This window comes from Actinomadura sp. NPDC047616 (assembly GCF_040642915.1).
Classification (GTDB): Bacteria; Actinomycetota; Actinomycetes; order Streptosporangiales; family Streptosporangiaceae; genus Spirillospora; species Spirillospora miaoliensis.
The window spans coordinates 152,725-165,216 of the sequence record NZ_JBEYTB010000009.1 but is presented as its reverse complement, the minus strand read 5'-3'; the positions used below and the strand labels follow the sequence as shown (position 1 = coordinate 165,216).

Below are 12,492 nucleotides of genomic sequence, written 5' to 3'. Positions count from 1 at the left end.
ACCATGGCAGTCGCCACCGAGCAGGAGATCCTGGCCGGCCTCGCCGAGATCATCGACGAGATCGTGGGGATCGACAAGTCCGAGGTGACCCCCGAGAAGAACTTCGTCGACGACCTGGACATCGACTCGCTGTCGATGGTGGAGATCGCGGTGGCCGCCCAGGACAAGTTCGGCGTCGAGATCCCCGACGACCAGCTCAAGGACCTCAAGACGGTCAAGGACGTCATCGTCTTCGTCCAGAACCTGCAGCAGTAAGGCCGCCGCGGCGGGCGGCGCGGCGCGCACCGGAGGAGGGTGCCGCCGCGCCGCCGGCCGCGTTCCCGACTCCGGCGCCGCCCGCCGCCCTGTGGAGCCGCCCGCCTCCCCCAGTTCGCTAGGAGCACTCTCTTATGAGCACTACCCAGACCAAAGTCGTGGTGACCGGGCTCGGCGCGACCACCCCGCTCGGCGGTGACGTGCCGTCGACCTGGTCCGCGCTGCTCGCCGGCGAATCCGGGGTGCGCAAGCTGGACTGGGACAACGTGGACCGGCTGCCCGTCCGGTTCGCCGCGCAGCTGGCCGTGGAGCCCTCGGAGTCCATTCCCAAGGCGCAGCTGCGGCGCCTCGACCGCTGCCAGGCCATCGCGCTGATCGCGGCGCGTGAGGCGTGGCGGGACGCCGGGTTCGCGCCGCCCGTCAAGCGCAAGGGCGGCAAGGACGGGGACGCCGCCGAGGCCGGGGACGGCTTCCGGGTCGACGGCGACCGGCTCGGCGTGGTGGTGTCCAGCGGCATCGGCGGCCTGCACACCGCCCTCAACAGCTATGACACGTTCCTGGAGAAGGGCTGGCAGCGGGTCACGCCGTTCACCGTGCCGATGCTGATGCCCAACGGCTCCTCCGGCCACATCGGCATCGAGTTCGGCGCCACGGCCGGGTCGCACGCCATGGTCAGCGCCTGCGCGTCCAGCGCCGAGGCGGTCGGCTACGCCATCGACATGATCCGCACCGGCCGGGCCGACGTGGTGATCTGCGGCGGCACCGAGGCGTGCATCCACCCGCTGCAGATGGCCTCGTTCGGCGTGATGCGGGCGCTGTCCACCCGCAACGACGAGCCGCAGCGCGCCTCCCGGCCCTACGACAAGAACCGCGACGGCTTCGTGCTCGGCGAGGGCGCGGCCGTGATGATCCTGGAGTCGGAGGAGCACGCCCGCGCCCGCGGCGCCCGCGTGCACGCGATCGCCGCCGGCTGCGGCTACTCCGCCGACGCCTACGACATCGTGCTGCCCGACCCGTCCGGCGCCGGGCAGGCCAAGGCGATGCGCCGCGCGCTGGCCGACGCCGGGCTGGAGCCCGAGGACATCATCCACGTCAACGCGCACGCCACCTCCACCCCGGCCGGCGACATCGCCGAGCTGACCTCCATCAAGGCCGCGCTCGGCGAGGACGTGGCGCGCAAGCTGTGCGTCACCGCCACCAAGTCGATGACCGGCCACCTGCTGGGCGGCGCCGGCGCGCTGGAGTCGATCTTCACGATCCTGGCGCTGCGCGAGGGCCTGGTCCCGCCCGTCGCCAACCTGGAGGACCTCGACGACGAGGCCGACCTGGACATCGTGCGCGGCGAGCCGCGCAAGCTGCCGGACGGCCCGGCCGCCGCGCTCAACAACTCGTTCGGCTTCGGCGGCCACAACGTGTCGGTCGCCTTCCAACGCGCCGTCTGACGACCCGCCCCGCGGGCCTGACCCGTCGGCTGTGACACAAGGAGCTTTACGGACGTGACTGTGCTCGACAACCGGGTCGTGGACCCGGCAGCCACCGCAGACCAGCAGGAGGCCGATCCGCGGCACCCGCGGACCCGGCTCACCGCGCTCTTCGACGAGGGCACCTTCCGTCCGCTCGCCGGCGCCCCGGGCGAGGACGACGACAGCGGCGTGCTCGCCGGGCACGGGCGGGTCGAGGGCCTGCCCGTGGTGGCGTTCGCCTCCGACCCGCGCTTCCAGGGCGGCGCCATGGGCACCGCCGGATGCGAGGCCATCGTGGCCGCCTACGACCTGGCCGTCCGCGAGCGGCTGCCGATCGTCGGGCTGTGGCACTCCGGCGGCGCCCGCCTGGCCGAGGGCGTGGAGTCGCTGCACGCCGTCGGCACCGTGTTCGCCGCGATGACCCGCGCGTCCGGCATCGTCCCGCAGATCTCGGTGGTGCTCGGCGCCGCCGCCGGGGGCGCCGCGTACGGCCCGGCGCTGACCGACATCGTCGTCCTGTCCGAGGGCGGCAAGATCTTCGTGACCGGCCCGGACGTCGTCCGCTCGGTCACCGGCGAAGAGATCGACATGGCGGGGCTGGGCGGCCCCGAGCCGCACTCGCGCAAGTCCGGCGTGGTGCACGTGGTCGCCAAGGACGACACCGAGGCCATCGCGCAGGGCCGCAAGATCGCCATGCTGCTCGGCCACCAGGGCCGCGTCCGCCCCGGCGAGGTCGAGGAGCGCGACTTCTCCGCCGTGCTGCCCGACAGCCCCCGCCGTGCCTACAACGTGCAGCCGCTGGTCAAGGGCGTGCTCGACGACGCCGCGGCGGCGGTCGAGCTGCACCCCCGGTGGGCGCCCAACATCGTGACCACGCTCGGCCGCCTCGGCGGCCGCACCGTCGGCGTGATCGCCAACAACCCGCTGCGGCTCGGCGGCTGCCTGGACGCCACGTCCGCCGAGAAGGCCGCCCGGTTCGTCCGGATGTGCGATGCGTTCGGCGTGCCGCTGGTGGTGCTGGTGGACGTGCCGGGCTACCTGCCCGGCGTCGGTCAGGAGCACGAGGGCGTGGTCCGCCGCGGCGCCAAGCTCCTGCACGCCTTCGCCGAGGCCACGGTGCCGCGCGTCACCCTGGTGACCCGCAAGGCCTACGGCGGCGCCTACATCGCGATGAACTCCCGCTCGCTGGGGGCGACCCGCGTGTTCGCCTGGCCCACCGCCGAGTTCGGCGTCATGGGCGCCGTCGCAGCCGTCCGCATCCTGCACCGCCGCAAGCTGGCCGCCGTCCCCGAGGAGGAACGCCCGGCCCTGGAGGCCGAGCTGGCCGCCGAGCACGAGCGCATCGCCGGCGGTCTCGACCGCGCCCGCGAGCTCGGCGTCGTCGACGAGGTCATCACGCCGACGACCACCCGCGCCGCCCTGGCCCGCGCCATCGCCGAGGCCATCCCGGCCCGCGGCGCCCACGGCAACATCCCCCTCTGATCGCAACCGCCACGATGGCCCGGCCGCGCTGCCGGGCCATCGCCATGCCCAGGGACGCAGCGGGGGCCATCAGCAAGCCCGTTCCATGAGCCGCCCGTCAGCGCCGGGGGCGCGGCGCTTCGGCCTCGGAGTGTGGCGCCGGGGTTACGGTGGCAATGCACGGCGGGCAGGAAAACGTTACGCGCGGCTGCTCCTGGAGGTTTGGGGGGAGCGGGCCGCGCGTGCGGTCAGACGATGCCCGGGGCGTGCGGTCACACGGCGGCGTGCAGCCAGCGGACGGGAGCGCCGTCGCCCGCGCGGCGGAAGGGCTCCAGCTCGTTGTCCCAGGGGGTGCCGAGCAGGCGCTCCAGCTCGTGTTCGAGGTTGGTCTTGCCGACGGCGGCGTTGGCCATGACGCTGCGCAGCCGGTCCTCGGGGATCATGATGTCGCCGTTGGCGCCGATCACGCCCGTGAACACCCCGAGGGACGGGGTGAAGCTGTAGCGGACGCCGTCGCACCCCGGCGTGGGGTCCTCGGTGACCTCGAACCGCAGCAGCTTCCAGCTGCGCAGCGCGGACGTGATCCCCGCCGCGGTGCCGGGCCTGCCCTCCCAATGGAGTTCGGCGCGCAGCGTCCCCGGGGCGGCGGCTTGGTCGGCCCATTCCAGCGAAACGGGCACGCCAAGAACACCTGCGACGGCCCACTCGATGTGCGGGCTGAGCGCAGGCGGCGCGGAGTGGACGTAGAAAACGCCACGTGCGGTCACCGGACCTCCTGGATCTGTACCGAGGCTCGTCTTCCCCTACGGCCTCGTAAGTCCCAGGACGCGTTCCGCGACCATCATTCTGCATCATCGGCACCGGAGACACCACTGCGCGACGACTGTTCGCCGAAGCAATGCGCCCGCGGAGGGCCCCGTGGGGCACCCTACTCGGGGCGCGGCCGGCGCCGGGTCAGGGGGCGGGGCGGCGCCGCGCGGCGGCGAGCACGACGGCGGCGGCCGTCACCAGCACGGCCAGATGACCCACGTAGTCGCCGTAGCGGTCGTAGGGGGTGCGGCTCGCGGCGGGCGGGACGCGCAAGGTGACGACGGCGGCGCCGCGCCGGTCGGTGTCCAGCCAGGCCAGCCGCCTGCCCTGGGCGTCGTAGGCGGCAGAGACGCCGGTCAGGGCGGCCTGCACGGCGGGACGCCCGGTCTCGGCGGCGCGGACGGCGGCGAGGGCGGCGTGCTGCTGCGGCGCCCAGCTGGCCTGGAAGGTGGAGGTGGACGACTGGTAGACCACGATCTGGGCGCCGTGCCGTACGACGGCGCGGCCGAGGTCGGGGAAGGCGGACTCGAAGCAGATCAGCGGCCCGATCGTCACGTCGCCCGCGTGCAGGGCCTCGGCGCCGGTGCCGGGCACGCGGTCCTCGCCCGCGGCCCGGCTGACGCGGGTCAGCCAGCCGAACGCCGGGCGCAGCGGGATGTACTCGCCGAACGGCACCAGCCGCGTCTTGACGTACCGCCCTTCGGTCCCGTGGGGGCCGAGGAGGATCGCGCTCTTGGAGATGCGGCCGGCGGCGTCGCGGGCGTCCTCGTTGACCAGCAACCGGCCGCGTGCGGCCAGGGCGGTGAGCCGGGCGGCGATGTCGGGGCGGCGGTCGAGGTCGAAGCCGACGCTGCTCTCCCCCCAGACGATCAGGTCGGCGGGGGGCAGCCCGGTGGTGATGCGCTCGCCCGACGCCAGCCGGGGGCCGGGGCGGTGGACCACGCCGGGCTGCACCAGCGCCACGCGGACGGCGCGTTCGGCGGGCGGCGCGGGTCTGAGCGCGAACGTCGCCGGGCCCGCCAGCCCGATCGCCACGGCGGTGGCGAGCAGCGCCGGGCGGGCCCGCGGGAGCACAAGGGCCAGGGCCAGGGCCGTGTTGACGGCGACGAGCGCGAACGACACCAGCCATACCCCGCCCACGGCGGCCAGGGCCAGCACGGTGGGGTGCCGCCACTGGGATGCCCCCAGCAGCGCCCACGGGCCGCCCAGGCGCGGCCATGAACGCACCAGTTCGATGACCAGCCACACGCTCGGCACCACGACCATGGCCAGGACGGGGTGCTCGGGTACGAGACGCCGTACGGCGACCCCCCATCCCGCCCACATCGCGCCGAACACCAACGCGACGAGCAGCAGCCCCGGGCCGATGTTGGGAAGCGTCCAGTAGAGGGCCGCCAGCAGGAAGCCCGCGCCGAACCACCAGCCGCGCAGTGCCGCCTCCCGTACGGTCGGGGCGCGGCTCATCAGCAGGATCCCCGGGACGAGCACCACCCACGCCAGCCACCCCAGGTCGGCCTCGGGGAAGACGACCAGCGTCAGCGCCCCGGCCAGCAGGCTCACCGTCCGGGGACGCGTCACCCACGTCGCCGCCCTCCGTCGCGGCGTCCGTGCGCGCTCCGGGGCGCGGGGCTGCTGACGTCCGAGCACTCCTCCAGTAAGGCACCGCCGTTCCGTGAACGCCACTCCGGGCGATTTCAATGACACACCGTGCCCGTTAGGGCACACTCGGTTAAATGTTCGACCAAGATTCCTGTCTTGAGCGTCTGCTCGCCCGGCATGACGACGCCGTCGTAGTGGAGGCGGTTCCCGGCCGTCCCGCCCTGATCCGGCGTGACGAGCTGCTGGTCGCCCCCCAGGACGCACCCGCCGTGGCAGACCTCGTGCGCCGCTGGCACGACTCCGGTGAGGACGACCACGGGGTCCATAGGATGCGGCTGCGTCCGGCCGCGCGCGTGAACGTGTGCGAGCTGGCGTCCCAGGTCGCCGGTGACCGCCGCCACCGGGAGCTGGCCGTCGCCCCCAACCACCTGGTGCAGGGCCAGCCGCTGTGGTGGTCGGGACCCGCCGATCTGGCCCGTCCCACGGCTCCGGTGCCCGCGCCCAGGCCGCGTCCCGCCGCTCGGGAGATGACGGTCGCGGTGCTGGACACGGGCCTGTCCCCCCATCCGTGGTACGACGGCGCGGACTGGTACGCCGGGCAACGCGACGACGTGGCCGAGGTGCTCGACGCCGACCTCGACTGCGAACTCGACGCGCAGGCGGGGCACGGCACGTTCATCGCGGGGGTGGTGCTGCGGTACGCGCCGTCGGCCCGTATCCGCGCGGTGCGGGTGCTGGGCAGTGACGGCGTCGGCGACGAGCTGGACGTGGTGCGCACGCTCGCCCGGCTGGCCGCGTGGGGCCGCGCCGACGTGGTGAACCTGTCGCTGGGGTGCCACACCTTCGACGACCGTCCCTCCCCCGTGCTGTCGCGTGTGCTGGCGCAGCTGCGGTCGTCGCCGCGTCGTCCAGTGGTGGTGGCGTGCGCGGGCAACACCGGCGGCGAGCGGCCGTTCTGGCCCGCCGCGGCCAAGCCGGTGATCTCGGTGGCCGCCCTGGACACCCGGCAGGGGCGTGCCGACCGCGCCTGGTTCTCCAACTACGGCTGGTGGGTGGACGCGTGCGCGCCCGGCGTGGACGTCGCCAGCTGTTTCGTGCGGTTCGGGGAGTTCGACGGCTACGCGCGCTGGAGCGGCACCTCGTTCGCCGCGCCGGTGGTCGCGGGGCTGATCGCCGGCCTGGCCGCCCAGGAGGACGTGACGGCGGCCGAGGCGGCGCGGCGGGTGCTGGATCCGGCCGGCGCGCACACGCTGCCCGACCTCGGCGTCGTCGTCAGGCCGCCGGCACGGGACGAGGTTCAGCGTGAGCCCGCGGGCGCCTAGGCGGACGTCTGGGCCGCCCCAGGCGGAGGCGGCGTCGCCCGAGGAACTGGTGGGGCGGGCCCGTGACGGTGACGGCGACGCCTGGGCGGCGCTGACCCGGCGCTACACCGACATGCTGTGGGCCATCGCCCGCTCCCGGGGGCTGTCCCAGAACGACGCGGCGGACGTGGTGCAGACCGTGTGGCTGCGCCTGGTCGAACGGCTCGACGCGTTGCGCGATCCGCGGCGGATCGGGGCGTGGCTCGCCGTCACCACGGCCCGTGAGGCCGAACGCGCCCGTTTCCGGTCGGCGCAGTGGCCGCCCAACGGGGCCGTCCGGCCGCCGGCGGCGGCGGAACGCACACCGGAGCGTGTCTGGACCGCCCGGGAGCGTCTCCGCCTCGTCGCGGGGGCGCTGGAGGAACTTCCCGAGCGGTGTCGGCAGCTCCTGCGGCTGTTCGCCACGTCCCCCAGTTACGCGGACGTGGCGGCGGCCCTGGGGATCCCCGTCGGCAGCATCGGCCCCACCCGTACGCGTTGCCTGTCCGCCCTACGCCAACGCCTCGGAGACGACTTCTGACGTAATGAACGAGCAGGAAATCCTGGCGGAGATACGGGCCGCCTTCGACGCCATCGACCCGCCCCCTCCGCACGTGCTGGCGGCGGCGCAGGCCGCGTTCCGGTGGCGTGACCCCGACGCGGTCCTTGTGGAGATCGTCGGTGACGCGGCGGCCGGACGGTCCGGGCTGCGCCGTGGCGGCGGCCCCCGGCTGCTCAGCTTCACCGGTCACGACGTGGGCGTGGAGATCGAGGTGATGGAGGAGCACGAGGGGCACCGTGTCGTCGGCCGTCTCCTGCCCCCGGCCACCGCCACCGTGTTCCTACGGCATGCGGACGGGGAGCTGCGCTCCAGTACCGACATGGCGGGGCAGTTCGTGGTCGACGGCGTGCCCGGGGGCCCGGTCAGCCTGCTGTTCCGCCTGCCCGACGGTGTCTGCATCGTCACGAGCTGGGTGCGCCTGTGAACGACCTGCTGCGGCTGGCGGCGTCGGAGCCCGCGCGCGCCTACGTGACGGCGCTGGCGGCCCTGCAGACGCACGACGACGCGGCGGCCCGTGTCACGGCGTTACGGGCCGCCGCGGTCGCCGCCAAGGAGCTGGGGCGGCTGGGCGAGGGCATCGAGCTCCTCACCACCGCGTTGCACACGGCGGTGGGCCTGCCCTACCAGGAGGCGCAGGTGCGGATGACGCTGGTGGGTCTTCTGGCCGCCCGCGGGGACCTGGCGGGCGCCCTGGACGCCGCCGACCGCGCCGCGCCGTTCCTGGAGGGCGCCGACGCCGAACGCCTCACCGCCAACCGGGCCTGCGCGCTGGCCAGGGCGGGGCGTCTCGACGAGGCGCTCGACGCCATCCCCCTGCTGCGCTCGGGGAGAGACCCTGCCGCGCTGGCCGGACTGCTGACCAACCTGGGGCTGGCCCGTGCCCTCAGGGGCGAACTGGACGCCGCGGAGACCGTGCTCGCCGAAGCCGTGGACGTCGCGGCGCGGGCGGGGCTGCGGCACCAGGCGGCGATGGCACGGGGCAACCTGGCGTTCGTCGTGTCCCGCCGGGGCGACGTGCCGCTGGCCCTGCACCTGTACGGGGCCGCCGAGACCGACCTGACCGGGGAACGCCTGGCGCAGGCGCGGCTCGACCGGGCCGAGACGCTGATCGCCGCCGGTCTGCCCGGCGAGGCCCGCCCGCTGCTGGAGAAGACCCTCGCCGACGTGGCGCGGCGCGGCTACGCCTGCGACGCCGCGGACGGGCTGCTGCTGCTCGCGCACGCCGAGCTGGCCGACGGGGAGCCGGAACGGGCCGTCGCCACCGCCGAACGGGCCCGCGCCGCGTTCGCCGCCCAGGAACGTCCCGGGTGGACGCTGCCCGCCGAGCACCTGCTGGTGCGGGCGCGCTGGGCCGGCGGCGACCGGTCCGCGGTGTTCCTGCGCTCCGCGGCCGCCACCGCCGAACGTCTCGCGCGGGGAGGCTGGGCCGAGGCCGCCGCCGAGGCGTGGATCATCTCGGCGCGGCTGTCCATGGAGCTGGGGCGTCCGCCCCGCACCCTGCCCGCCGGGATCGAGTGCGCCCGTGGGCGGGGCCCGGCGGCGCTGCGCGTGGCGGCCTGGCACGCGACCGCGCTGGACCGCTGGGCGCGCGGGGACCGCCGCGGCACGGCCGCGGCCGTGTGGGCGGGGCTGCGGGTGGTGGCCGAGCACGCCGAGACCATGAGCGCTCTTGACCTGCGCGCGCACGTCACCGGGCTCGGTGACGAGCTGGCCGCGTTCGGGTTGCGCCTGGCGCGATCGGCGCGCGAACTGCTGCTGGCCGAGGAGCGGCGCCGCGCGGTGGCTCGGCGTCCCGTCGCGGTGCGTCCGCCACGCGACCCGTCCCGTGCCGCCGCGTTGGTGGAGTTGCGCGCCGCGAGCGCCGCCCACGCCGCCGCCACAGCGGACGGTGCCCTCCCACCGGACGAACTCGCCGCCTCGGCCGAACGGCTCTCCCGGCTGGAGCGGGCCCTCCAGAGCATGACCCGCGCCAAGCCTCCGGCGCCTCGAACGCCGTGCTGGGACCCGGCGGAGGTGCCGCTGGCGTTGATGCGGCTCCCGGACGCCCTCGGCGACCGTGCGCTCCTGGAGCTGGTGCGGATCGACGACGAACTTCACGCCGTGACCTTCACCGAGGGACGTTGCCGTCGCCAGCGGCTCGGCCCCTACGGGACCGTTGAGCGAGACGTCCACCTGGTGCGGTTCGCCTTGCGGCGCCTGGTGATGGCCGACGGCCCGGACGAGGCGGCCGAATCGGGGCTGGCGCAGGCGGCGCAACGCATCCAGTCCGTCGTGCTGGAACCGCTCGAACACGCCCTGGGGCAACGCGAGTTGGTCATCGCGCCCACGGCGATGCTGCACGGGCTCCCCTGGGCGGTGCTGCCGATGCTGGCCGAGCGACCGTTCACGGTGGTGCCGTCCGCCGCCGCCTGGCTGCGCGCCCGTGAGTCGCCCAGGGCCCGCGCGCGTCGCGTCGTCCTGGTCGCGGGCCCCAGGCTGGAGCACGCCGCGGCGGAGGTCCTGGCGCTGGCCAGGCTCTACCCCGACGCGACCGTCATGACGGGTTCGGCGGCACGCGTGGACGACGTCCGCCAGGCGCTGGACGGGGCCGACCTGACGCACCTGGCCGCACACGGGTACTTCCGGCGGGGCAACGCCCTGCTGTCGCACCTGGAGCTGTCCGACGGCCCCCTGATGGGCTACGACCTGCAGGACCTGGACCGTCCCCCGGCCACGATCGTCCTGTCGGGCTGCGACACGGGCCGTTCGGACGCCGGGGACGCGGTGACCGGCCTGGCCGGGGTGCTGCTGGGCGCGGGGACGGCCACCGTGATCGCCAGTGTCGCCCCCGTCGGGGACCGCGCCGCCCGCGACGCCATGATCGACTTCCACGTGCGGCTGCACCGGGGACTGCCTCCCGCCTCCGCCCTCGCGGCGGTCCCCCGCACACCCGGCACCGCCGGGTTCCAATGCTTCGGCGCCGGCTGAGCGCTCCGGAGGCTCAGCTGTCGCCGGTCGCCACCGGGTTGCCGGGATCGGTGATCCAGTTGGACCAGGAGCCGACGTACAGGGCGGCGGGGATGCCCGCCAGGTTCAGTGCCAGGACCTCGTGGGCGGCGGTCACCCCGGAGCCGCAGTAGACGCCGACGTCCACGGCGTCGGTCGCGCCGAGTTCGCCGAAGCGGTCGCGCAGCACGCCGGGCGGCAGGAAGCGTCCGTCCACCCCCACGTTGCCCACGGTGGGGGCGCTGACCGCGCCGGGGATGTGCCCGGCGACGGGGTCGACCGGCTCGTTCTCGCCCCGGTAGCGCTCGGCGGAACGGGCGTCCAGCAGCACCCCGGCCTTGGCCAGCGCGGCGGCGCCGGCGGCGTCCAGCATGGGCATCCCGCCGGGCCGGGCGGTGAAGTCACCGGGTTCGACGTCGGGCACCTCGGTGGTCACCGGCTCGCCCGCGTTCACCCAGGCGTGGTAGCCGCCGTCGAGGACGCGCACGCGGGTGTGGCCGAAGTAGCGCAGCGTCCACCACGCCCGTCCCGCGGCGGTGGAGTCGGCGTCGTCGTAGACCACCACGGTGCGGCCCGCGGACACCCCGGCGCGCCGCATCGCGTCCTCGAAGGCGTCCGGCGACGGCAGCGGGTGACGGCCCTTCGGTCCCGGCGGCGCGGCCAGGTCGCGGTCCAGGTCGACGAAGACCGCGCCGGGCAGGTGGCCGCCGTCGTAGGCGGCGCGGCCGGGCGGGCCGCCCAGCCGCCAGCGCACGTCCAGCAAGGTCGGGGGGTCGTGACGCACGAGCCGGGCCAGGTCGGCGACGTCGATGAGAGGCTGCACATCGCCAGTTTGACCGTGGTTGCCCGGATTTGACAGTGGAGTGTCCACGTTCCTCATCCTCGGTGAACGGCCAGCAGCGGCACGAGCTGCTCGGCGGGCAGCAGCGAACCGTGCATGCCGACCAGCCTGGACATCAGCGGCTCGGCCTCGCCCGCGATGATCGCCAGCTCGCCGTCGGGGACCGCGACGACGTCGCCGACGCGCGGCAGCACCCGCGGGGCCACCGGCCCGAACCAGCCCGCCGCCACGGCCTCCTCACGGGTCACCACCCACGCCTTGTCGCCCAGCGTCTCCCGCCAGGCCGCCAGCACGTCGCCGGCGGCGCCCGGCCGCGCGTACACGTGCCGCGCCCGCGGCTCGCCGCCCAGCTCGGCCACCCCCTCGCGCAGGGCGGGCACCTCGTCGGCGTCGACGCGCTCGGACGGGTTGACCATGCCGTGGTCGGCGGTGACGTACATGGACGTGCCGGGCGGCAGCACGGCGGCCAGGCGTTCGGCGAGCAGGTCGACGAAGCGCAGCTGGTGGCGCCAGTGCGGGGAGCCCGCGCCGAAGCGGTGGCCGGTGGAGTCCAGGTCGGAGTGGTAGACGGTCACGTACGCCCGGTCGGCCTCGGCGAGGGCCCTCTCGGCCTCGGCGACGAGCTGGCCGAGCGAGTCGGCGGCCACGTAGCCGGCGCCCCGGGCCGTGGCCAGGCTCAGCCCGCTGCCGCGGTAGGCGCCGGACGCGACGTAGCTCACGGACACGCCCGCCGCCGCGGCCCGCTCGTAGGCGGTCGGGTGGGGCTGCACGACGGCCGGGTCGGCGTCCTCGGCCCGCCACTTGAGGCAGTACAGCAGCCCGTTCACGCCCGGCACGGCGAACTGGATGCCGACCAGCCCGTGCTCCCCCGGCGGCAGCCCGGTGCCCAGGGACGCCAGGCTGGTGGCGGTGGTGGCCGGGAACCCGGCGGTCAGGACGCGTCCCTCGGCGGCCAGCGAGGCGAGATACGGCGCGTCCGCCCCGTACTCGCGCAGCAGCTCCCAGCCGAGGCCGTCGATCAGCAGGACGCAGGCACGCGGCCGCTCCGGAAGATCGAGCACGTTGGCGGCGCCGGGGACGCCCAGCGCGGCCAGCACGGACGTGGGCAGATCGGCCAGCGCCCCCGCGCCGTAGCGCGGCGCCGGCGGCAACCCCGCCGTCACCACGCGCTCCCGC

Annotated in this window: 11 protein-coding genes; 7 read left to right on the top strand and 4 right to left on the bottom strand. The window is 75.1% G+C overall.

Translation table 11 applies throughout. The features are described 5' to 3' along the window. Window positions 1-3: 3 nt before the first annotated feature. The 3 genes from ABZ801_RS22455 (at window position 4) to ABZ801_RS22445 (ending at window position 3,200) form a co-directional block, all read left to right on the top strand. Window positions 4-255, top strand: coding sequence for an acyl carrier protein (locus ABZ801_RS22455; RefSeq protein WP_344947140.1), 252 nt, complete (start codon window positions 4-6; stop codon window positions 253-255). 134 nt (window positions 256-389) lie between these two features. Continuing rightward, complete coding sequence (locus ABZ801_RS22450; RefSeq protein ID WP_344947142.1) at window positions 390-1,697, top strand: beta-ketoacyl-[acyl-carrier-protein] synthase family protein; 1,308 nt, start codon at window positions 390-392, stop codon at window positions 1,695-1,697. Window positions 1,698-1,751: 54 nt separating this feature from the next. Next, window positions 1,752-3,200, top strand: coding sequence for a carboxyl transferase domain-containing protein (locus ABZ801_RS22445; protein ID WP_360700761.1), 1,449 nt, complete (start codon window positions 1,752-1,754; stop codon window positions 3,198-3,200). A gap of 251 nt (window positions 3,201-3,451) precedes the next feature. Here ABZ801_RS22445 and ABZ801_RS22440 read toward each other — a convergent pair whose 3' ends face one another. Together ABZ801_RS22440 and lnt are read right to left on the bottom strand one after the other, a co-directional pair. Continuing rightward, window positions 3,452-3,946 carry a DUF3145 domain-containing protein gene (locus ABZ801_RS22440; RefSeq protein WP_344947146.1) on the bottom strand — a complete coding sequence of 165 codons (495 nt, stop codon included), beginning with the start codon at window positions 3,944-3,946 and terminating at the stop codon, window positions 3,452-3,454. Between the two features lie 187 nt (window positions 3,947-4,133). After that, complete coding sequence (lnt, locus tag ABZ801_RS22435; RefSeq protein ID WP_360700758.1) at window positions 4,134-5,567, bottom strand: apolipoprotein N-acyltransferase; 1,434 nt, start codon at window positions 5,565-5,567, stop codon at window positions 4,134-4,136. 155 nt (window positions 5,568-5,722) lie between these two features. Between lnt and ABZ801_RS22430 the strand changes: the two genes are divergently transcribed. From ABZ801_RS22430 to ABZ801_RS22415, 4 genes are read left to right on the top strand one after another with little or no spacing between them, the layout of a single operon-like run. After that, window positions 5,723-6,910 carry a S8 family serine peptidase gene (locus ABZ801_RS22430; protein WP_360700755.1) on the top strand — a complete coding sequence of 396 codons (1,188 nt, stop codon included), beginning with the start codon at window positions 5,723-5,725 and terminating at the stop codon, window positions 6,908-6,910. A 49-nt stretch (window positions 6,911-6,959) separates the two neighbouring features. Then, window positions 6,960-7,469, top strand: a complete 510-nt coding sequence (locus ABZ801_RS22425) for a sigma-70 family RNA polymerase sigma factor (protein WP_360700752.1) — start codon at window positions 6,960-6,962, stop codon at window positions 7,467-7,469. Window positions 7,470-7,473: 4 nt separating this feature from the next. Beyond that, window positions 7,474-7,914, top strand: a complete 441-nt coding sequence (locus tag ABZ801_RS22420) for a hypothetical protein (protein ID WP_344947155.1) — start codon at window positions 7,474-7,476, stop codon at window positions 7,912-7,914. Beyond that, complete coding sequence (locus tag ABZ801_RS22415; protein WP_360700748.1) at window positions 7,911-10,457, top strand: CHAT domain-containing protein; 2,547 nt, start codon at window positions 7,911-7,913, stop codon at window positions 10,455-10,457. The genes ABZ801_RS22420 and ABZ801_RS22415 overlap by 4 nt, the downstream gene beginning before the upstream one ends. 13 nt (window positions 10,458-10,470) lie before the next feature. On the opposite strand, the gene ABZ801_RS22410 is transcribed toward ABZ801_RS22415, so the two are convergent. Together ABZ801_RS22410 and ABZ801_RS22405 are read right to left on the bottom strand one after the other, a co-directional pair. Further along, window positions 10,471-11,298: a sulfurtransferase gene (locus ABZ801_RS22410; RefSeq protein ID WP_360700745.1), complete on the bottom strand. Its 828-nt coding sequence runs from the start codon at window positions 11,296-11,298 to the stop codon at window positions 10,471-10,473. Between the two features lie 53 nt (window positions 11,299-11,351). Further along, window positions 11,352-12,479, bottom strand: a complete 1,128-nt coding sequence (locus tag ABZ801_RS22405; protein WP_360700742.1) for a nucleotide pyrophosphatase/phosphodiesterase family protein — start codon at window positions 12,477-12,479, stop codon at window positions 11,352-11,354. Between the last annotated feature and the right edge of the window lie 13 nt (window positions 12,480-12,492).

What these genes read in the sequence shown, in the direction of transcription:
- ABZ801_RS22455 (WP_344947140.1), top strand. Translation starts at nt 4, where the DNA reads ATGGCAGTCGCCACCGAGCAGGAGATCCTGGCCGGCCTCGCCGAGATC.
- ABZ801_RS22450 (WP_344947142.1), top strand. Translation starts at nt 390, where the DNA reads ATGAGCACTACCCAGACCAAAGTCGTGGTGACCGGGCTCGGCGCGACC.
- ABZ801_RS22430 (WP_360700755.1), top strand. Translation starts at nt 5,723, where the DNA reads ATGTTCGACCAAGATTCCTGTCTTGAGCGTCTGCTCGCCCGGCATGAC.
- ABZ801_RS22420 (WP_344947155.1), top strand. Translation starts at nt 7,474, where the DNA reads ATGAACGAGCAGGAAATCCTGGCGGAGATACGGGCCGCCTTCGACGCC.